This is a genomic window from Rhodococcus sp. PSBB066 (assembly GCF_017068255.1).
Classification (GTDB): domain Bacteria; phylum Actinomycetota; class Actinomycetes; order Mycobacteriales; family Mycobacteriaceae; genus Rhodococcus; species Rhodococcus aetherivorans.
Genome location: NZ_CP070859.1, coordinates 4,269,814 through 4,289,779 on the forward strand (window position 1 = coordinate 4,269,814; position 19,966 = coordinate 4,289,779).

Annotated in this window: 17 protein-coding genes and 8 tRNA genes; 12 read left to right on the forward strand and 13 right to left on the reverse strand. The window is 71.0% G+C overall.

Features of this window, described 5'->3' with window-relative positions:
- Positions 1-41 precede the first annotated feature (41 nt).
- The 9 genes from pdxS to JYA75_RS19345 all read right to left on the reverse strand — a co-directional run bounded on the left by pdxS (position 42) and on the right by JYA75_RS19345 (position 8,684).
- On the reverse strand, positions 42-944 hold the full coding sequence (gene pdxS, locus JYA75_RS19305; protein ID WP_006943825.1) for a pyridoxal 5'-phosphate synthase lyase subunit PdxS: 903 nt from the start codon (positions 942-944) through the stop codon (positions 42-44).
- Between the two features lie 246 nt (positions 945-1,190).
- Positions 1,191-2,210, reverse strand: a complete 1,020-nt coding sequence (locus JYA75_RS19310; protein ID WP_006943826.1) for an NUDIX domain-containing protein — start codon at positions 2,208-2,210, stop codon at positions 1,191-1,193.
- A gap of 40 nt (positions 2,211-2,250) precedes the next feature.
- Positions 2,251-3,378, reverse strand: coding sequence for a glycosyltransferase family 4 protein (locus JYA75_RS19315; protein WP_065922611.1), 1,128 nt, complete (start codon positions 3,376-3,378; stop codon positions 2,251-2,253).
- Entirely contained in the window at positions 3,375-4,280 is a 906-nt protein-coding gene (locus JYA75_RS19320; protein ID WP_006943828.1) for a phosphatidylinositol mannoside acyltransferase, read from the reverse strand. The genes JYA75_RS19315 and JYA75_RS19320 overlap by 4 nt, the downstream gene beginning before the upstream one ends.
- Entirely contained in the window at positions 4,277-4,930 is a 654-nt protein-coding gene (gene pgsA, locus JYA75_RS19325; protein WP_006943830.1) for a phosphatidylinositol phosphate synthase, read from the reverse strand. Before pgsA ends, JYA75_RS19320 begins: the two co-directional genes overlap by 4 nt.
- 124 nt (positions 4,931-5,054) lie before the next feature.
- Positions 5,055-5,603, reverse strand: coding sequence for an HIT domain-containing protein (locus JYA75_RS19330; RefSeq protein WP_006943832.1), 549 nt, complete (start codon positions 5,601-5,603; stop codon positions 5,055-5,057).
- Positions 5,600-7,681 carry a threonine--tRNA ligase gene (thrS, locus tag JYA75_RS19335; protein WP_065922612.1) on the reverse strand — a complete coding sequence of 694 codons (2,082 nt, stop codon included), beginning with the start codon at positions 7,679-7,681 and terminating at the stop codon, positions 5,600-5,602. Before thrS ends, JYA75_RS19330 begins: the two co-directional genes overlap by 4 nt.
- A gap of 196 nt (positions 7,682-7,877) precedes the next feature.
- On the reverse strand, positions 7,878-8,444 hold the full coding sequence (locus JYA75_RS19340; RefSeq protein WP_050035141.1) for a DUF742 domain-containing protein: 567 nt from the start codon (positions 8,442-8,444) through the stop codon (positions 7,878-7,880).
- A 168-nt stretch (positions 8,445-8,612) separates the two neighbouring features.
- A tRNA-Val gene (locus JYA75_RS19345) sits at positions 8,613-8,684 on the reverse strand.
- 305 nt (positions 8,685-8,989) lie between these two features.
- On the opposite strand from JYA75_RS19345, the gene JYA75_RS19350 reads away from it, so the two are divergent.
- The 7 genes from JYA75_RS19350 to JYA75_RS19380 all read left to right on the forward strand — a co-directional run bounded on the left by JYA75_RS19350 (position 8,990) and on the right by JYA75_RS19380 (position 9,670).
- Positions 8,990-9,062: transfer RNA gene (locus tag JYA75_RS19350), tRNA-Gly, on the forward strand.
- 25 nt (positions 9,063-9,087) lie between these two features.
- Positions 9,088-9,158 (forward strand) — tRNA-Cys (locus JYA75_RS19355).
- Between the two features lies 1 nt (position 9,159).
- A tRNA-Val gene (locus JYA75_RS19360) sits at positions 9,160-9,234 on the forward strand.
- 61 nt (positions 9,235-9,295) lie between these two features.
- Positions 9,296-9,371, forward strand: a tRNA-Gly gene (locus JYA75_RS19365).
- Positions 9,372-9,377: 6 nt separating this feature from the next.
- Positions 9,378-9,452: transfer RNA gene (locus tag JYA75_RS19370), tRNA-Val, on the forward strand.
- Between the two features lie 61 nt (positions 9,453-9,513).
- Positions 9,514-9,589, forward strand: a tRNA-Gly gene (locus JYA75_RS19375).
- Positions 9,590-9,595: 6 nt separating this feature from the next.
- Positions 9,596-9,670: transfer RNA gene (locus JYA75_RS19380), tRNA-Val, on the forward strand.
- A 55-nt stretch (positions 9,671-9,725) separates the two neighbouring features.
- Here JYA75_RS19380 and JYA75_RS19385 read toward each other — a convergent pair.
- A complete protein-coding gene (locus tag JYA75_RS19385; protein ID WP_006938061.1) occupies positions 9,726-10,235 on the reverse strand; it encodes a hypothetical protein in 510 nt (169 codons plus the stop codon).
- A gap of 366 nt (positions 10,236-10,601) precedes the next feature.
- Between JYA75_RS19385 and JYA75_RS19390 the strand changes: the two genes are divergently transcribed.
- On the forward strand, positions 10,602-11,162 hold the full coding sequence (locus JYA75_RS19390; protein WP_006938062.1) for a GNAT family N-acetyltransferase: 561 nt from the start codon (positions 10,602-10,604) through the stop codon (positions 11,160-11,162).
- Positions 11,163-11,205: 43 nt separating this feature from the next.
- Here the strand turns inward: JYA75_RS19390 and zapE are convergent, their stop codons facing one another.
- A complete protein-coding gene (gene zapE / locus JYA75_RS19395; RefSeq protein ID WP_043798161.1) occupies positions 11,206-12,222 on the reverse strand; it encodes a cell division protein ZapE in 1,017 nt (338 codons plus the stop codon).
- Between the two features lie 153 nt (positions 12,223-12,375).
- Here zapE and JYA75_RS19400 point away from each other — a divergent pair, with 153 nt between their 5' ends.
- The 3 genes from JYA75_RS19400 to msrB are packed head-to-tail and all read left to right on the forward strand — an operon-like array spanning position 12,376 to position 15,725.
- Positions 12,376-13,932 carry an alpha/beta fold hydrolase gene (locus tag JYA75_RS19400; RefSeq protein WP_180987016.1) on the forward strand — a complete coding sequence of 519 codons (1,557 nt, stop codon included), beginning with the start codon at positions 12,376-12,378 and terminating at the stop codon, positions 13,930-13,932.
- Positions 13,933-13,978: 46 nt separating this feature from the next.
- Positions 13,979-15,286: a glycosyltransferase family 87 protein gene (locus JYA75_RS19405; RefSeq protein WP_006938070.1), complete on the forward strand. Its 1,308-nt coding sequence runs from the start codon at positions 13,979-13,981 to the stop codon at positions 15,284-15,286.
- 10 nt (positions 15,287-15,296) lie between these two features.
- Positions 15,297-15,725, forward strand: coding sequence for a peptide-methionine (R)-S-oxide reductase MsrB (gene msrB, locus JYA75_RS19410; RefSeq protein WP_037201669.1), 429 nt, complete (start codon positions 15,297-15,299; stop codon positions 15,723-15,725).
- On the opposite strand, the gene JYA75_RS19415 is transcribed toward msrB, so the two are convergent.
- On the reverse strand, positions 15,688-16,413 hold the full coding sequence (locus tag JYA75_RS19415; protein ID WP_006938076.1) for an HAD family hydrolase: 726 nt from the start codon (positions 16,411-16,413) through the stop codon (positions 15,688-15,690). The two genes, msrB and JYA75_RS19415, sit on opposite strands and share 38 nt — an antisense overlap.
- A 66-nt stretch (positions 16,414-16,479) precedes the next feature.
- On the opposite strand from JYA75_RS19415, the gene JYA75_RS19420 reads away from it, so the two are divergent.
- The gene (locus JYA75_RS19420) at positions 16,480-17,445 is read left to right on the forward strand and encodes an L-lactate dehydrogenase (protein WP_029543449.1); all 966 of its coding nucleotides are present in this window, start codon (positions 16,480-16,482) and stop codon (positions 17,443-17,445) included.
- Between the two features lie 90 nt (positions 17,446-17,535).
- Here JYA75_RS19420 and JYA75_RS19425 read toward each other — a convergent pair whose 3' ends face one another.
- The gene (locus JYA75_RS19425) at positions 17,536-19,821 is read right to left on the reverse strand and encodes a molybdopterin-dependent oxidoreductase (protein ID WP_080688482.1); all 2,286 of its coding nucleotides are present in this window, start codon (positions 19,819-19,821) and stop codon (positions 17,536-17,538) included.
- Between the last annotated feature and the right edge of the window lie 145 nt (positions 19,822-19,966).

Here is a 19,966-nt window from a genome sequence, read left to right on the forward strand (position 1 = left end):
GGAGGCTCCCGTCGCACGCGGGGATGCCGGCGGCGGTGGGGTCACCAGCCCCGCTCGGCGAGGCGGTGCGGAACCGGGATGTCGTCGACGTTGATGCCGACCATGGCCTCGCCCAGGCCACGCGAGACCTTTGCGAGCACGTCCGGGTCGTCGTAGAAGGTGGTGGCCTTGACGATCGCGGCGGCACGCTCGGCGGGGTTGCCGGACTTGAAGATGCCCGAGCCGACGAACACACCCTCGGCGCCGAGCTGCATCATCATCGCCGCATCGGCCGGGGTGGCGATGCCGCCGGCCGTGAACAGCGTCACCGGCAGCTTGCCGGCCTTCGCGACCTCGACCACCAGGTCGTACGGCGCCTGCAGTTCCTTGGCCGCGACGTACAGCTCGTCCTCGGGCAGGGAGGTCAGCCGCCGGATCTCCTGGCGGATCTTCCGCATGTGGGTGGTGGCATTGGAGACGTCGCCGGTGCCGGCCTCGCCCTTGGAGCGGATCATCGCCGCGCCCTCGTTGATGCGGCGCAGCGCCTCACCGAGGTTGGTGGCGCCGCACACGAACGGCACGGTGAAGGCGAACTTGTCGATGTGGTTCTCGTAGTCGGCGGGGGTGAGCACCTCCGACTCGTCGACGTAGTCCACGCCGAGGGCCTGCAGGATCTGTGCCTCGACGAAGTGACCGATGCGGGCCTTGGCCATCACGGGGATGGACACGGCCTCGATGATGCCTTCGATCATGTCCGGGTCGGACATGCGGGACACGCCACCCTGGGCGCGGATGTCGGCGGGGACGCGCTCGAGCGCCATGACGGCGACGGCACCCGCGTCCTCGGCGATCTTCGCCTGCTCGGGGGTGACCACGTCCATGATCACGCCGCCCTTGAGCATCTCGGCCATACCGCGCTTGACGCGGGCGGTGCCGGTGGTGGGAACGGACTCGGGGCTGCTCACAGCAAGAACTCCTGGGGTATGGCCTGCAGAAACTGACGCGGCGGACGGAATCGGGCACGTCGCGGCGCCGCTCCCGATTCTAGGGGCACCACGGGGACCGTCCCATAGCCAGTCGCGAGGCCCTGGCCTGCCTCGCAGGCAATCGACTCCGCCTGCCTCGCAGGCAATCGACTCCGCCTGCCTCGCAGGCAATCGACTCCGCCTGCCTCGCAGGCAATCGACTCCGCCTGCCTCGAGTGCCGGCGCTCACCGGATGGCGCGGACCTCCGGCTCCACACGACGCACGGCGACGTCGCGCGCCTCCCCCAGCAGGTCTGCGAGATCCTGCGGATACACGGCCTCGCCGTGGCGCTGCAGGTCCCGGATCTCGCCCTCGGCGAACCAGCGGTGCTCGAGGCTCATGCGGCGCTCGAGGTCGGTGAATCCGCCGTCGCCCGGCTCGAAGGCGGGCGTCTGCAGCGCGAAGAACAGTTCCTCCGAGCGGATGAGCTCGCCGTTGAAGGGGAACACCGCCACCCGCCGCCACATGGGCCCGCACAGCTGCTCGGGCGCGACCGGCAACCCGGTCTCCTCCCCCACCTCGCGGACGGCGGCCGCGCGCAGCGTCTCCCCCACCTCGACCGCACCGCCGACGGTGAACCAGAAGTGCACGTCCGGCGTGGTCGGGTCGTGGCCCCGCAGCAGCAGCACCCGTCCCTCGTGGTCGAACAGCACCACCCGCGCCGAGGTGCGCGTCTCGTCGAGCGACAGGCCCGTCGCCGCAGCCGGGTTCGTGCGCTCGGCGATCTCGAAGTAGTTCGGCAACGGCGCCGTGCCGCCGAGATGCAGCCAGCGCACCGGCCGGCGGCTGCGCAGCGTCAGCGTGTCGCGGACGGCGTCGTTGTGGAACCGCCGTGCGATCAGCACCCGCGCCTCGGCATCGGCGAGTTCGGCCACCAACTGCGGGCGCAGCCGCTCGGTGTCCACCGCGGCCAACGCGGCCGACAGCGCGTTCTCCGCCGATTCCCGTTCGGCACGGTCCGCCCGTTCGGCGCGGTCGGCCAGCGCGGCCAGCCGACGGCCCTCGGCGACCGGGGTGGAGGCCGCGATGCCGCGCGCCACCACGGCGCGACGGGCCAGGGCGGCGTCGAGCGCCTGCCAGGAGAGGTCCGAACGCACGTGGAGCCGGTCCAGCCGGTTGGCCGTGCCGTAGGCCCACAACCCGAGCGCGACGATGATCGCGGAGATCAGCGCCAGGACGAGAACGGTGACCGCGGACAGCGTCACGTCCCACTCCCCTCACGCGGTGCCGTCGCCGGCCCGCACCTCACGACCGGACCTCCCGAACCGGCCCGGCGCCGACGGTGACGGTTTCGTATACGCGCAGGATCTGCTCGGCCACCACCGGCCAGTCGTAGGAGCCGACGATCTCGTTCGCCGCCGCCACCAGGGCGCGACGGCGGGCACCGTCGTCGAGCAGGCCGCGGATCGCGGCGGCGAGCGCCTCCGAGTCGCCCAGCGGGACGAGCACGCCGGCGCGCCCGTCGCGCAGTACCCGGCGGAACGCGTCGAGTTCGCCGGCCACCACAGGGGTACCGGCGGCCATCGCCTCCACCAGCACGATCCCGAAACTCTCCCCACCGAGGTTGGGGGCGCAGTACACGTCGGCGCTGCGCATCGCCGAGGCCTTCTCCGCGTCGGACACCTGGCCGAGCAGCCGCAGGTGCCGGGCGTACCGGCCGGCCTCCTTGCGCAACCGGTCCTCGTCCCCGCGGCCGACCACGAGGATCTCGAGGTCCGGGTAGTGCTCGACGAGCAGCGGCAACGCGCCGAGCAGCACCGCCATGCCCTTGCGCGGCTCGTCGTACCGGCCGAGGAACAGCACGGTGCGGCCGGCGCGGGGATAGCCGGGCAGCGTCGGGGCGTGAGCGAACGAGGACACGTCGACACCGTTCGGGATCTCCACGGCGTCCGAGCCGAGCGACGTCACCTGCCAGCGCCGGGCGAGTTCGGACACGGCGATGCGGCCGCTGATCTTCTCGAGATACGGCTGCAGCACACCCTGGAAGGTGCTCAGCACCAGCGATTTGGTCGTCGACGTGTGGAACGTCGCGACGATGGGGCCCTCGGCGATCTTCAGCGCGAGCATCGACAGGCTCGGCGCGTTCGGCTCGTGGATGTGCAGGACGTCGAAGTCGTTGTCGTTGATCCACCGCCGGACCCGCGCATAGGAGACGGGGCCGAAGCTCAGGCGCGCCACGGACCCGTTGTAGGGGATGGCGACGGCGCGCCCGGCGGAGACGACGAAGTCCGGCAGCTCCGTGCGGTCGGACGCCGGGGCGAGGACGCTGACCTTGTGGCCGCGTTCGATGAGCACGTGGGCCAGGTCCACGACGTGCGCCTGCACCCCGCCCGGTACGTCGAACGAGTACGGGCACACCATCCCGATCTTCACCGCGCCTCCATTCGGGCCAGGCGGGCCTCGGAGAGGTCGTCGAACCAGAGCGGTTGCAGCATGTGCCAGTCCGCGGGGTGTTCGGCGATGTCGGCGGCGAAGCAGTCGGCGAGGGCCTGTGTCGCCGGCCCGATCCCGCCGGTGACGTCGAGTTCGGGGTGGACCCGGAAACCCCAGCCGCCGTCGGTGAACCAGCAGTGCACCGGCAGCAGCGGCGCGCCGGTCTCGGCGGCGAGCTTCGCCGGGCCGGCGGGCATGCGGGTGGGCTCCCCGAAGAACGTCACCGGCACGCCCTTGCGGGCCAGGTCGCGCTCGCCGAGCAGGCAGACGATCCGGTTCTCGCGCAGCCGCGTCGCGAGCCGGTCGAACGGCGGCGACTCACCCCCGCTGAGCGGGAAGATCTCGAAGCCGAGGCTCTCGCGGTACGCGACGAACCGCTGGTAGAGCGATTCGGGGCGCAGGCGTTCGGCCACCGTCGACAGGCCACCGTAGGTCTGCGTGCACCACACGCCGGCCATGTCCCAGTTCCCGCTGTGCGGCAGCGCGAGGATCACACCGCGCCCGGCCGCCAGTGCCTGCTCGATGTGCTCGCGGCCCTCGACGGCGTGATCGAGGGCGGCGGCCGTCACGGTCAGGTCCATCGAGGGCAGCCGGAACGCTTCCCGCCAGTAGCGGGCGTAGGACCGCACGGACTGCCGGATCAGCTCGTCCGGGACCTGCGCGGCGGGCACGCCCAGGACCCGGGCGAGGTTGCGGCGCAACTGCTGTGGGCCACCGTGGCGCCGGGCGGCGACGTCGGCGCCGAGGTCGAACAGGCGGCAGGCGGTGGACTCGGGCAGCGCCCGCACGAGCCGCCACCCGGCGGCGTAGCCGAGGTCGGAGGCACGTTCGGTCGCGCTCATCGGGCTTCTCCGTCGGCCGGGGTCGACGACGGCAGGGGCAGCAGCTCGCGGGCGTCCGGGGAGCGGCGCACGGCGAGCACCCGCTGGAACACGGTGATCACCGAGCCGGCGGCGAGCAGCCACATGGCGGCGTGGATCGCCCACCACACGCCGAGTCCGGTGACGCCGGCGCCGACCAGCACGATGACGAGCCGGTCGGGCCGCTCGATCAGGCCGCCGTCGGCGGACAGGCCACTCGCTTCGGCGCGGGCCTTGGCGTACGAGATGACCTGGGAGGTGACCAGGCAGATCAGAGTTGCGATCAGCAACGGTCGGCTCTGTTCCCCGTAGACGGCCCACCAGGCCAGCCCGGCGAAGATCGCGCCGTCGGCGAGGCGGTCACAGGTGGCGTCGAGGACGGCGCCGAAGCGGGTGCCGCCGCCGCGGGCGCGGGCCATCGCCCCGTCGAGCATGTCGAACATCACGAACAGCCAGATCACGATCGCACCCCAGAACAGCTGCCCCATCGGGAACAGCGTCACGGCGGCGGCGATCGTGGCAACGGTGCCGATGAGTGTCACCGCGTCCGGCGTGAGGCCGGTGCGGATCAAGGCCCTGCCGAGCGGGGCGGTGACCTTCGACACCGACGCACGCCCGAAAAAGCTCAGCATCCACCGACCCCCGTCTTCCGTTCACACCGTTGCGTCCGGGACACGATCCTGCCACGCCCGCGAACGGCGACAAACATACAGGCGGGGGCGGCGACGGACACCGGGGCCGGGGCCCGGTGCGGCGTCACTCGTTCCAGGCCGCCGCGAGCAACGCGCGGGTGTCCCGCAGCAGCTGCGGCATGACCTTGGCGCCGCCGAGGACGGTGATGAAGTTGGCATCGCCGCCCCACCGCGGCACCACGTGCAGGTGCAGGTGTTCGGCGAGCGAGCCGCCGGCGGCGGCCCCGAGGTTGAGGCCCACGTTGAAGCCGTGCGGCCGCGAGACGCTCTTGATGACCCGGATCGCCCGCTGCGCGAATGCCATCAACTCGGTGCTCTCCTCGGGGGTCAGGTCCTCGAGGTTGGCGACCCGGCGGTACGGCACGACCATCAGATGACCGGGGTTGTACGGGTACAGGTTGAGCACCGCGTACACGTGCTCGCCGCGCGCGACGACGAGACCCTCCTCGTCCCGCATCTTCGGGATGTCCGTGAAGGGCTCGTACGGCGCCTCCTTGGATCGCGGTGCCTCCGCGATGTACGACATCCGGTGCGGGGACCACAGCCGCTGCAGGTGGTCGGGTTCTCCGGCACCGCGATCGACGAGGGCGTCGTCGGAGCAGTCGCCGCTCACGCGGCGCCGCCCCGGTCGACGGGAGCGACGAGCTCCGCGGTGGGCGAGGCGTTCTCCCGCCGTCCGATCCACTCGGTGACCAGACGGATCGCGTCGGCCACGGGCACACCGTTGACCTGGCTGCCGTCCCGGAACCGGAAGCTGACCGCCCCGGCCTCGACGTCACGCTCGCCCGCGAGCAGCATGAACGGCACCTTCTGCGTGGTGTGGTTGCGGATCTTCTTCTGCATCCGGTCGTCGCTGGTGTCGACCTCCGCACGCACCCCGGCCGCCTTCAGCTGCCGGGTGACGTCGAACAGGTGATCCTCGAAGGCCTCCGCGACGGGGATCCCGACGACCTGCACGGGGGCGAGCCACGCCGGGAAGGCGCCGGCGTAGTGCTCGGTGAGCACGCCGAAGAAGCGCTCGATCGAGCCGAACAGGGCCCGGTGGATCATCACCGGCCGATGCTTGCTGCCGTCGGGACCGGTGTATTCGAGCTCGAACCGCTCGGGCAGGTTGAAGTCGAGCTGGATCGTCGACATCTGCCAGCTGCGCCCGAGCGCGTCCTGCACCTGGACGGAGATCTTCGGCCCGTAGAAGGCGGCGCCACCCGGGTCCGGCACGAGATCGAGCCCGGAGCCCTCGGCCACCTCGCGCAGCGTGTCGGTGGCCTCCTCCCACAGGACGTCGTCGCCGACGAACTTCTTGGGGTTCTTCGTCGACAGCTCCAGGTGGTAGTCCTCGAGGCCGTAGTCCCTCAGCAGGTCGAGGACGAAGTTCAGCGTCGTGGTCAGCTCGTCGCGCATCTGCTCGCGGGTGCAGTAGATGTGCGCGTCGTCCTGCGTCATACCGCGCACCCGGGTCAGGCCGTGGACGACGCCGGACTTCTCGTACCGGTAGACCGAGCCGAACTCGAAGAGCCGCAGCGGCAGCTCCCGGTAGGAGCGGCCGCGGGAACGGAAGACGAGGTTGTGCATCGGGCAGTTCATCGGCTTGAGGTAGTAGTCCTGGCCCGGCTTGCGCACGGTGCCGTCCTCGTTGAGTTCCTCGTCGATGTGCATCGCCGGGAACATGCCGTCGCGGTACCAGTCGAGGTGACCGGACACCTCGTAGAGGTGCCCCTTGGTGATGTGCGGGGAGTACACGAACTCGTAGCCGGCCTCGACGTGCCGCCGACGCGAGTAGTTCTCCATCTCCTGGCGGATGATGCCGCCCTTGGGGTGGAACACCGGCAGACCGGAACCGAGCTCGTCGGGGAAGCTGAACAGGTCGAGCTCGTTGCCGAGCTTGCGGTGGTCGCGGCGCTCGGCCTCGGCGAGCAGCTCGAGGTAGCGCTCCTGTGCCTCCGGGGATTCCCACGCGGTGCCGTAGATGCGCTGCAGGCCGGCGTTGTCCTGGTCACCGCGCCAGTAGGCGGCGGAGCTGCGGGTGAGCTTGAACGCCGGGATGTACTTGGTGGTGGGGATGTGCGGGCCGCGGCACAGGTCGCCCCAGATCTTCTCGCCCGTCCGAGGGTTGAGGTTGTCGTAGATCGTCAGTTCCGCGCCGCCGACCTCCATGATCTCGGGGTCCTCGTCGAGGGAACTGTTTCCGGCCGACTTCTCACTGATCAGTTCGAGCTTGAACGGCTCGTTCTTCAGTTCCTCGCGTGCGTCGTCCAGGTTCTCGACGACGCGGCGGGAGAACCGCTGCGCGCCCTTGACGATCTGCTTCATGCGCTTCTCGAGCTTCGCGAGGTCCTCCGGGGTGAAGGGTCGGTCGACCTGGAAGTCGTAGTAGAAGCCGTCCTTGATCGGGGGCCCGATGCCCAGTTTGGCCTCCGGGAACTCCTGCTGCACGGCCTGGGCGAGGACGTGTGCCGCGGAGTGCCGGATGACGGAGCGGCCGTCCTCGGTACCGGCGGCGACCGGCTCGATCTCGGTGTCCTGTTCCGGCGTCCACGACAGGTCGCGCAGCCGGCCCTCGCCGTCGCGGACCACGACGATCGCGTCGGGTCCGCTGTTGGGTAGGCCGGCCTCCCGGAGGGCGGCACCGGCAGTGGTCCCCGCGGGCACCCGGACGAGCACGGCTGGGTCTACGGATGCGGGCGTCGTCACTGTGGTGGGCTCCTCGGGCTCGTGCCGGTGATGGGTGCACCGACGCCGCGGGGCATGCCACGCGTCGGCAACCAGACCATGCTATCGACACCACCCCGGTCGCCCGTTCACCCGGGCACCGCCGGGGCGGTGCGGGCCGGAGCGGTGCAGGCTGGAGCGGTGCAGGCTGGAGCGGTGCAGGCTGGAGCGGTGCAGGCTACAGGCGGCGCAGTCCGCCGAGAACCCGCGACAGGAGCTGGGCGTCGGGGCCGACCCCGTCGACGGTCCGGTGGACGGTGAGTTCCCCGGTGGCGGCGAGGTCGCCCACCAGGACCCGCGCGACCCCCAGGGGCAGCTTGGCCAGAGCCGCGATCTCCATGATGGAGCGGGGTTCGGCGCACAGCGCCAGAATGGTGCGGTGTTCTTCGAGGCCCGCGGCTCCCACGGCGTCGGGCACGGCCGAGACGAGGACCTCGAGCGGGAGATCCACCTCGGCGCGGGTCCGTCCCTGGCTGCGCACGAAGGGCCGCACGAACGACGGCTGCGCCCCGCTCGGCTCCTCTTCCCTCGGGACCGCGGTCACGGCGGCGGGCATCGGGGTCGACGCCGGGGCGGCGACGGTCGCGAAGGCACCCGTCGCCGGCGGGTCCACCGCGGGCGTGGCCTCGTGCCGGTCGGTCGCGCCGGGGGCCGGGGCCGGGCGGTCCTTCCGCCGTCGGCCGGCAGATCCGAATCGTGCTCCTGTGGCCCCGACCAGGGGCCAGTTGTTGTCGGCGACACTCATCAGCCGCATCCTCCTCACACCGACCGCAATCCTGCCATCTGCGCAGTGCGGTCCGATGAACGCGCAGGTCACGACCGCTCCGCCGACGGCTGTTCCGTCCGGGCGCGCATCGAGCCGCGCCCGAAACGACGAAGGGCACCCCCGTGGGGGTGCCCTTCGTCGGTGCTGTGGTCCCGGCTGGGATCGAACCAGCGACCTCCCCGGTGTGAACGGGACGCTCTTCCACTGAGCCACGGGACCGGGCCGCTTCGCAGCGGCTCGAACGAGAAGGAACATTAACACGCCCACCGGGTGAACACGAATCGCCTGGTCGACCCCCGTTTTCGGTGGCGACGGAGGCCGGGCGCACCGCCATCGGCCCCGGCGCGGGAGCCCGTGCCGCGCACGCCGGATCCGCCGGAGCCCGCACGCCGGCGCCGGTGAGGGCCCTCACGACCCACGAGGACGCCTCGTCCGCGCCCTCACCTGCAGATTTGTGTGTTCTGACGATGGTCGGCTAATGTTCTCAACCGCACCACGGAGAGCACGACGCCGGACGGTGCGATGCGGATGTAGCGCAGCTGGTAGCGCATCACCTTGCCAAGGTGAGGGTCGCGGGTTCGAATCCCGTCATCCGCTCGAGAGGTTGGACTCGACCTTTTACGGTGGAGTGGCCGAGTGGTGAGGCAACGGCCTGCAAAGCCGTGCACACGGGTTCGATTCCCGTCTCCACCTCGCGCGATTAGCTCAGCGGGAGAGCGCTTCCCTGACACGGAAGAGGTCACTGGTTCAATCCCAGTATCGCGCACCACGATCGACCAGGTTTCACCCCGCACTTCTCGACCCGGGCCACCGGGAAGAGAGGTGCACATGCGGATGTAGCGCAGCTGGTAGCGCATCACCTTGCCAAGGTGAGGGTCGCGGGTTCGAATCCCGTCATCCGCTCCACCACCCGCGCGATTAGCTCAGCGGGAGAGCGCTTCCCTGACACGGAAGAGGTCACTGGTTCAATCCCAGTATCGCGCACCACGATCGACCAGGTTTCACCCCGCACTTCTCGACCCGGGCCACCGGGAAGAGAGGTGCACATGCGGATGTAGCGCAGCTGGTAGCGCATCACCTTGCCAAGGTGAGGGTCGCGGGTTCGAATCCCGTCATCCGCTCCACCACCCGCGCGATTAGCTCAGCGGGAGAGCGCTTCCCTGACACGGAAGAGGTCACTGGTTCAATCCCAGTATCGCGCACCATCCACACGGCGAAGGCCCTCCCGACCGGGAGGGCCTTCGCCGTATCGCCACCCCGTCAGCGGGAGGCATGCAGCCGGTTGGCGCCGGCGGTCATCGCGCGCAGTGCCGATTCGGTCCCGGTCGCCGCGATTCCCATGCTCCAGAGCCGGCGGCCGTCCGCCTCGCACAGCAGGAACGTCGCGTGGGTGTCACCGAGGTCGAACTGGTGGAAGGAGAGGATCTCGAGCGGCATCCCGAGGGTGTGCATCATGGCGGTCATCGCAGACACCGGGCCGGTGGCGGTCGCCGCGGCGGTGTGGATGGTCTCCCCCACGCCGAAGGTGGCCTCGTAGTTGCAGCGGCCGGCGCGCGCAGCCTCGGCGTACCAGCCACCGAGCCGCACGGGCCCGTGCTGCGGCGCATAGGTGGCGGTGAACTCGGCCCAGCTCATGCCGGCGGACTCGGCGCGCAGCTCGCGCGGCAGGAACCGACCGTAGCGTGCGGCGAAGGGATCGATCGGCGCCGAGCGGGGAGTGTCCGTGCAGCCGGCGGCAGGAATCAGAGCGGTGGAGGTGAAGGCGTTCATCGAAGGAGGTCTTCCGCGCGAAGGGAGGACCGACAGGTAGCTCAACGACCCGCAGCGAGGGGTCGGTCCGAATCAGACCCCGCTACGGCGGTGAACTACGAGTACGCGCTTCATGAGAGCCCACAGTAGAGCGTCGGCTCGCAGAAGGCAACCACCCCGGTAACCGGCGCGTGACCGAACCGTGACCCACCCGGCTGGAACCTGAGGAATCCCTCATGTATTGTCGGAGGTGCCATCCCCCCGATGGTAATGAACCCCAGCCATGACCCCCCATCCAAGGCTGGGGTTCAGCCATTTCCGGACCTCGGGCGTGCTCCGTTCCCCGAGCGTCGCCGCGGCGGAGCGCCGAGTGATCTACTGGTTGCTATGCCAACGCCGTCACTCGAGGAATCCACCGCGAACGTCTCCGTCGAGCAGGCCGGGATCTGGGATGCCGAGACCATCGCCGACGTCGCGGCCACCACGTTCCCCCTGGCCTGCCCGTCCGATGCCTCCCAGGAGGACATCGCCGCTTTCATCGACGAGACCCTGTCCGCGGAACGGTTCAGCGAGTACCTCACCGACCCGACCCGCATCGTCCTCAAGGCGACGGTCGGTGGCGAGATCGTGGGCTACCTCATGGCAATCGATGCCGAACCCGCCGACCCGGCGGTCCGCGAAGCCGTGACGGCGCTGCCGACCACCGAGATCAGCAAGCTCTACGTGCTCCCGGGCAAGCACGGCACCGGTGTGGCGGCGGCACTGATGGCTGCCATCGTCGACCACGCCCGGGCGACCGGCTGCCGGGGGCTGTGGCTGGGGGTCAACCAACAGAACTCACGCGCCCGGCGGTTCTACGCCAAGAACGAGTTCGAGGTCGTGGGGACACGGACGTTCCAGGTCGGCTCGCAGACCCACCACGACTACGTCATGCAACGCACCCTCTGACGCGAGGTCCTGCGCTCCCGGCGGCGTCCGCCGGGAGCGTGACTCAGCTGGCCGCGGTCTCGAACCGCGACAGTGCCAGCAGGCGCGACGTCGCGCGCAGGTACTTCTTGCGGTAGCCGCCGGCAAGCATCTCGGCGGTGAAGATCTCGTCCAGCTTCGCGCCGGCGACGGTCACCGGGATGCTCGCATCGTAGAGCCGGTCGGCGAGAACCACCAGGCGCAGCGCCACCGACTGGTCGTGGGCGGGATGGACCCCGTTGAGGAAGACCGCCGGGACGCCCTCGACGAGCTTGCCGTACCGCGACGGGTGCAGCGTGCTCAGGTGCGCGCACAATTCGTCGAAGTCGTCGAGGGTGGCGCCGGCCACCGCATCGGCTCGATCGAGCAGGTCCTCGGAGCTGATCGGGTCCGGTGCCGGCGGCAGGTCGCGGTGCCGGTAGTCGGGTCCGTCCACACGGATGGTCTCGAAGATGGCGGCGAGCTTCTTGATCTCGCGCAGAAAGTCCTGCGCCGCGAACCGGCCCTCCCCCAGCTGCCCGGGCAGGGTGTTGGACGTCGCGACGATGGACACGCCTCGCGCGGACAGCTCGGTCAGCAGCCGGGACACCAGCATCGTGTCGCCCGGGTCGTCGAGCTCGAACTCGTCGATGCACAGCACGCTGTGGTTCGACAGCTCCTCGACGGCCTTGTTGAAGCCGAGAGCGCCGACCACGTGGGTCAGCTCCACGAACGTGCCGAACGCCTTCGGCGACGGCGCCGCGTGGAAGATCGAGGCCAGCAGGTGGGTCTTGCCGACGCCGAAGCCGCCGTCGAGGTAGAGCCCGGCGCCGGTGGACGGCGCCTTGCGGCCGAACAGGCCGCGCCGGCCACCGCCCCGGATCTTGGCGATCTTGTGGGCGAACTCCTCCGCCGTCCGGACGGCGGTCGCCTGGCTCGGCTCGTTCGGATCGGGAATGTAGGACGCGAAGCTCACGTCGTCGAACATCGCGGGCGGAACCATCTGGGCCACCAGTTGGTCGGACGGCACCACGGGATTGCGATCGACGAGACGTTCGTGCATTTCTCCAGGGTAGGGCCGGAGCTCGAGGCGACCGGTACACCGAGGGCAGATTGCGACCTACTTCACATCACGTACACCTGATCGTCACGTCCGGCGGATCGGACGATCCGGTCACGTGCGCGGCCCGCCGCACCGACCTGGCAGGCTGTGCCCATGCGCAGAACCGGTGTGCTCACGATGGGCATCGTCGTGCTCGGAGCGATGACCGCCGCGTGCGGGGCGGGCCCCTCGGTGCGTCCCGACGTCGCCGTGGTGCAGGAGGCGGACGGCCGGGCCACCCCCACCGGCGAGGACCCGGCCGCCGCGCCCGAGTTGCCGGTGCCCGCCCGGGACCTGGACTGGCGCGACTGCACCGCCGACACCCTCGCCGCGCAGGCCCTGCCGCCGGGCCCGACGGGTCTCGTCCTCGAGTGCGCCCAGATTCCGGCCGCGATCGACGCCGCGGGCACCGTGCCGGGCTCGTTCCCCCTCGACGTGCTGCGTGCCCGGCTGGCGCAGACCCCCGCCGATGCGGCCCCGCTCGTCATGACGACGGGGGCGGACCTGCCCTCCACCCGGGCGCTGGCCGCGCTGTCGACCGGCTCGCTCGCCGAGCTCGTGGCCTCCCGGCCGGTCGTCGCGGTGGATCGGCGCGGCCTCGGTGCGTCCCAGCCGATCGAGTGCATCTTCGGAGCGGACCGACGCGCCCTGGCCGACCACGGACAGTTCGGTCGTACCGGCGACGGACCCGACCGGGTCGCCGAGCTCGGCCGGCAGGCCACCATCGCATGCACCGACTACCTGCAGCCGCAGGAACTGCTGTTCGGGGCGGCCCACGCCGCCGACGATCTCGAGCAGCTGCGCACCACGTGGGGGGTCGAGCGGATCGGTGTGCTCGGCATCGGCAACGGCGCCACGGTCGCCCTGGCCTACGCGTCGAAGTACCCGACGACCCTCGGCCGTCTCGTCCTCGACTCCCCCGCCGCGGCCACCGCCGACGCCGAGATGCTCGCCGAGAGCCGGGTGCGCGGCGCAGAGTCGGCGGTCGACGCATTCGCCCGCCAGTGCGTTGCGCTGGCGTGCTCGCTGGGCCCGGATCCGCGGGCCGCGCTCGAGGATCTGCACGCCCGGGCCGCGGCCGGCACGCTCGCCCCGCTGTCGTCGAACTCCCTGCTCACCGCGGTGACGTGGTTCCTGGGGACTCCCCGCAGCGACGCGCCGACCCGGGTCCGCGAGCTGTCCGACGCGCTGTCCGCGGCCGGCGCGGGCGACGTGACGCCGATGCTCGAGCTCGTCGGCGCCGCCGAGGCCGTGCTGTTGTCCGACGGGCAGTTCGTCTCCCGCTGCAGCGACGGGCAGCGGTGGCCCACGACGGCACGGGCCGCCGAACTGCAGCGGACGTGGTCGGCGAACTACCCACTGTTCGGTGGCGACGCGGCGATCGGTCTCACCGCGTGCAGCGCCTGGCCGAGCATGCCGACCCCGCCGCTGCCGGCGGAGGTCCGCGTGCCCGTGCTGGTGACGACGGGCGCCGCCGACCCGCTCGTCGGCAGCGCGGGGCTCGACTCGGTCACCGGAGCCCTCACCGCCGTCTCGGCGCGGTGGGCGGCGCTGTCGTGGCAGGGCGCCGGATACTCCGCGGCCCTGCACTCCGGCTGCATCCAGACACGGGTGGCGGAGTATCTCGACACCGGTGCGCTACCGCCGAACGGCAGCCTGTGCCCGGCGTGACCCCGCGTCCGACGTGGCCCGGGCCCGGCGCCGCGAGGAGGGGACGGTGGGTGGCCACCACCGGCTCCCGGTGTACCGTGCCGTAGTGTTCCTCAGCCGCCTCGAGCCCCGCACCGCCCGCACCACCGCGGAGGTGGTCAAGTGCGTTGTGTGGCCGTTGGCCGTGCTCACGGTGCTGCACCGTGTGGCGGTCAAGGCCGTCAACGGATTCCGCACCGACGATTTCACCCCCGTCTACAACGCGGCCCTGGCGTTTCTCAACCGCCGGCCCGTGTACACCGCGAACTTCGAGTGGGTGGACCCGCACTACCTGTACCCGCCGTCCGGGACCCTGCTGATCTCCCCGATCGCGGTGATCGACCCGGAGCGATCGCGGTGGCTGTTCATCATCGCCAACGCGATCGCGATCATCGTGGCGCTGTACCTGCTGCTGCGGATGTTCGGCTACGGCCTCGACTCGGTGCTCGCGCCGATCCTGCTGCTCGCGGCGTTCAGCTCCGAGACGGTGACGAACACCCTGGTGTTCACCAACATCAACGGCCTCGTCCTGCTCGGCGAGGTCACCTTCCTGGCGCTGCTGCTCCGGCGGCGCGACCTGTGGGCGGGCGTCGCGATCGGGCTGACGTTCGCGGTCAAACCGATCCTCGCGCCGCTGCTGCTGATTCCGTTCGTGCGGCGGCAGTGGAAGGTGTTCGCCACCGCCGCGGCGGTCCCCCTCGGACTGACGCTCGTCGCGTGGCCGCTCTCGGTGGATGCGTGGGCGTTCGTCGAGCGCACCACGCCGTACCTGTTCGAGGCGCGCGACTACTTCAACAGCGCGATCGTCGGCAACGGCATGTACTACGGCCTGCCGGCGTGGTTGATCCTCGCGCTGCGCGTCGTGCTGGGTGTCATGGTCGTCGTCTCGCTGTGGCTGCTGTACCGGTACTGCCGCCACGACGAGCTGTTCTTCGTCGGCACGAGCACCGGGGTGCTGCTCACCGCGTCGTTCCTGCTCGGTTCGCTCGGCCAGATGTACTACTCGATGATGCTGTTCCCGCTGCTGATGACGGTGGTGCTGCCCAACTCGGTGATGCGGAACTGGCCGGCGTGGCTCGCGGTCTACGGCTTCATGAGCTACGACAGCTGGCTGTCGGGGCGGTGGCCGGAGGCCGGGCGCGCCGCCGAGTACATGAAGACGACGTTCGGCTGGTCGCTGCTGCTCATCGTGATCTTCGCGGTGCTGCTCGACCGGTATCTGGCCGCCCGGCGGGAGGGCCGGCTGGCGGACGGCATCGAGCCGTCGTTCCTGTTGCCGGAACGCAAGACCGCGCCGCAGGCCGAGCTCGTGGCGACGAACCGTGGTGAGGGCTAGCGTGGAGCGCATGGCTGACCCTGTCCCGACCGAACCCGCGCCGAAGGTGTCCCTGAGCGACGACGAATGGCGCGCGCGCCTCACCCCCGAGGAGTACGCGGTGCTGCGGCAGGCCGGCACCGAGCGGCCCTTCGTCGGCGAGTACACCGACACGGAGACCGAGGGCGTGTACGAGTGCCGCGCCTGCGGGACCGAACTGTTCCGCAGCACCGAGAAGTTCCATTCGCACTGCGGGTGGCCCTCCTTCTTCGATCCGGCGACGAGCGACGCGGTGATCCTGCGGTCCGACGACTCCCTCGGCATGCGCCGGGTGGAGGTACTGTGCGCGTCCTGCCACAGCCACCTCGGGCACGTGTTCGAGGGCGAGGGGTACCCGACCCCGACCGATCAGCGGTACTGCATCAACTCGATCTCCCTGCGCCTGGTTCCGAAGGACTGAGGCCGGCCGCGAACAGGGCCCGCCACAACCCCCGGCGACGCTCGGCGGTGGGCAGCGGCTCCACGAGGGCGAACGAGCAGCCGATGCGTCGGGCCGCGCCGTCGGCCTCCTCGCTGTCGCCCACCATCAGCGTGCGCTCCGGGGACACACCGAGCGCATCGACGGCGTGGCGGAAGATCTCCGGCTCCGGCTTGACCGCGCCGACCTCGAAGGACAACACGAACTCCGACACCAGGTCGTCGATGCCGAGCGCCGCGAACGCCGGCCGGATGTCGAAGGCGATGTTGCTCAGCACCGCCACGGCGAGGCCCTCGCCGGCGAGGGCCTCGATCACCGGGACCGTGTCCGGGTACACCGTCCAGCACCGCGGATCGGTCAGCTTCGCGTACAGGCCGAGGGCCTGCTCCTCGTCGGCGACCCCGGAGCGGCGCAGCACCGTGAGGTAGGCGTCGCGGTGCCAGCGGGGATCCCGGTCGCGGTTGATCCAGGCGTGATGCTCGGCGGCATCCATCTCGACGGGCTGGCCGGTCGGGGCGGTCATCCGGCGCATCAGCTCGGCCTGCCGGTGCACGTCGAACGGTCGGCCCCGGTCGTCGGTGACGTCGGCCAGCCAGGATTCGTCCTCCTCGAGCCGGAACAACGTGCCGGAGAAGTCGAACAGCACGGCGTCGAACGGTGGAACGCTCATGGTTCGAAGGCTAGCGGCCGCGGGGTCGGGCTGCGGATCGCGCGCGGAGCGACGACGATCGAGTCCATGTCGACGACCCGTGCGTCCCGCAAGTCCAAGGTTTCGATCGTCGGTGCCGGCAGCGTCGGCACCGCCGTCGCCTACGCGTGCCTGATCCGTGGCTCCGCGGATTCGCTGGCCCTGTTCGATCCGAACACCGACAAGGTGCGGGCCGAGGTGCTCGACCTGAACCACGGCACCCAGTTCGCCCCGGCGTGCCGCATCGACGGCGCCGACGACCTCGCCGTCACCGCCGGCTCCGACCTGATCGTCGTGACGGCGGGCGCCAAGCAGAAGCCGGGCCAGTCACGGCTCGAGCTGGCGGCGGCGAACGTGCGCATCGTGCAGGAGCTCACGCCCGCCCTCCTCGCGCTCTCCCCCGACGCCGTGGTGCTGTTCGTCAGCAACCCGGTCGACGTGGTGACGTATGCGGCAATCCGCGCGACCGACGCCCCCGCCGGACAGATCCTCGGGTCCGGCACGGTTCTCGACTCCGGGCGGTTGCGCTTCCTCGTCGCGCAGCACGTCGGCATCGCGGTGGAGAACGTGCACGCCCTCATCGTCGGCGAGCACGGCGACTCCGAGATCACGCTGTGGTCGAGCGCGACGGTGGGCGGGGTGCCGGCCACGGAGTACCGGGACGAGAACGGTGCGGCGGCGTTCGACGCCGCGATCCGGGAGCAGATCTCCACGCGGGTGGTCCGCAGCGCCTACGAGATCATCCTGGGCAAGGGGGCCACCAACCTGGCCATCGGCCTGTCCACCGCCCGGATCGTGGAGGCGGTGCTGAGGGACCAGCACCGGGTGCTGCCGGTCTCGACGCTGCAGCGCGGCGTGCACGGGATCGACGGGGTGTGCCTGTCGCTGCCGACGATCGTCGACGGCCGCGGGGCCGGCCGGGTGCTCGAGATCCCGCTGTCGCCCGACGAGGCCGCCGGGCTGCGGGCGTCGGCGCAGACGCTGCGGGAGGTGCAGCGCTCGCTGGGGCTGTGACCGCCGGGCCCGGCTCCGAGCGAATGTATCGTCGATCTCCGTAGCGGTAGCGAGCGATACATTCGCTCGGCGCACGGGAAGCCGGGAGGGTCAGCGCGTGCGGATCACCGGCGGGTCGAAGGCCCGGACCGGCGGCAGTTCCCCGTCGAAGCGCTCGATCTGCACGAGCACGTGCTGGCCCGTGCAACCGCGTGCGAGACGGGACGTGCCGATGTCGGCGGTGAGCACGTTGGGGTTGCCGTGCACGCACATCGAGCCGGGGTCGGCCGGGTCGAGGGGGTCGTACCAGGCGCCGGTGCCCAGCTGCACCACGCCGGGCAGCAGGCCGTCGTCGAGGACGGCGCCGGCCAGGCAGGCGCCCCGATCGTTGAAGACCCGCACAACGTCGTCGGCCGCCACGCCGCGTGCCGCCGCGTCGTCCGGGTGCATCCGGATCGGCTCACGCCCGCGGATCTTCGAGGCCTGGCTGGTGGCGCCGTGGTCGAGCTGGCTGTGCAGGCGGGTCTTCGGCTGGTTCGCGATCAGGTGCAGCGGGTAATGCTGCGCCCGCGGGCCCCCGAGCCACTCCTCCGGCTCGAACCAGGCGGGATGCCCGGCGCAGTCGTCGTATCCGAAGCCGTCGATATCGGCGGAGAAGATCTCGATGCGCCCGCTGGGGGTGCCCAGCGGATTGCGCTGCGGGTCGGCACGGAACTCCTCGAACAGGGTGAGCCCGTCCTCGCTGCGCATCCGCACGTGGCCGCGCCGCCAGAACTCGTCGAACTCGGGCGGTGTCTCGACGCGGTTCTCGTCGGCGAGAACGAAGCCACGCCACTGCCCGTACAGGTGCTCGAGCCACTCGCGGGCGCTGCGACCCTCCGTGAACCGCTCACCGAAGCCGAGCCGGTGCGCCAGGGCGGCGAACGTGTCGTAGTCGTCGCGGGCGTCGGCGAATCGGGGGGCGGCGGCGTGCATCGCGACGAGCAGCGGGTCGTTGCGGGTGCAGCTGAGATCCTCGCGTTCGAGAGACGTGGTGGACGGCACCACGATGTCGGCGTGCTTGGCCGTCGCGGTCCAGTAGGGGTCGTGCACGACGATCGTGTCCGGCCGGGTCAGAGCGCGGCGCAGCCGGCCCAGGTCCTGGTGGTGGTGGAACGGGTTGCCGCCGGCCCAGTACACGAGCCGGATGTCGGGGTACGTCAGGCGCCGGCCGTCGAAGTCGTACTCCTGCCCCGGCCGCAGCAGCAGGTCGGAGATCGCGGCCACCGGGATCAGGTCGTCGACCGGGTTGTCGCCCTGGAACAGGGTCGGCAGCGGATACGGGACGGGCGCGATGCCGGGTTCGTTCATCGAGCCGTAGCCGTGCCCGAAGCCGCCGCCGGGCAGACCGATCTGGCCGAGCATCGCGGCGAGGGTCACCCCCGCCCACGGCGCCTGCTCGCCGTGCCGGACCCGCTGCAGCGACCAGGTGACCGTGATCAGGGTGCGGCCCGCGGCCATGCGCCGGGCCAGCGCGGCGATGGCCTCTGCGGGCAGGCCGGACAGGCCGGCTGCCCACCGCGGGGTCTTGGCGACGCCGTCGGTGCGGCCGAGGAGATAGTCCTCGAACCGGTCGTAGCCGACGCAGTAGCGGTCGAGGAAGTCGCGGTCGGCGAGGTCCTCGGTGGCGAGCACGTAGGCGAGGGCGAGCATGACCGCGACGTCCGTGCCGGGCCGCGGCGCGAGCCGCTCGGCGGCGCCGTGCAGGTCGTCGTGCAGGGGGCTGATCGACACCACGGTCCCGCCGCGGGCGCGCAGGGCGTCGAGCGCGCCGCGGGTGGGGTGGTGGCTGGTGCCGCCGTCGTTGACCGCCGTGTTCTTCAGCGGCACCCCACCGAAGCACACCATCAGGTCGGTCTCGCGGGCGATGACGTCCCAGTTCGTGGCGCGGGCGAACAACTTCCAGTGCGTGCCGACCACGCGCGGCATGATCACGCCGGTCGCGCCGAGCGAATAGCTGTGCACCGATCGGGTGTAACCGCCGAGCATCTTCAGGAACCGGTGGACCTGGCTCTGCGCGTGGTGGAACCGGCCCGGCGACGACCAGCCGTACGAGCCGCCGAAGATCGCCCGGTTGCCGTGCGTGTCGACCACGCGCCGCAGCTCACCGGCGAGCAGCTCGGTCAGCTCGTCCCAGGACACCGCGACGAACTCGTCGACCCCACGTCGGTCGCTGGGGCCCGGTCCTGCTTCGAGCCAGCCCCGGCGCACCGCAGGTCCGGCCACGCGCGACCGGTGCCGCACCGAGCCGACGGCGTTGGCGAGAATCGGCGACGGATCGGTGTCGCCTTCGAAGGGGTGCACGGCGGTGACGTCGCCCTCGTCCGTCTCGACCTCGAACATCCCCCAGTGCGCCATGTGCTGGTGTCGCACGGCTCGAGAACTCATGGGGCACAGTCTGCCAGTGGGCGCGCAGCGTCCGATCGGCGAGCCGAGCGGCGCCCGGGGACCTAGCGTGGGCATCGACGGACGGCGACAGCCGTACCCGACGAGAGGGAGGCGT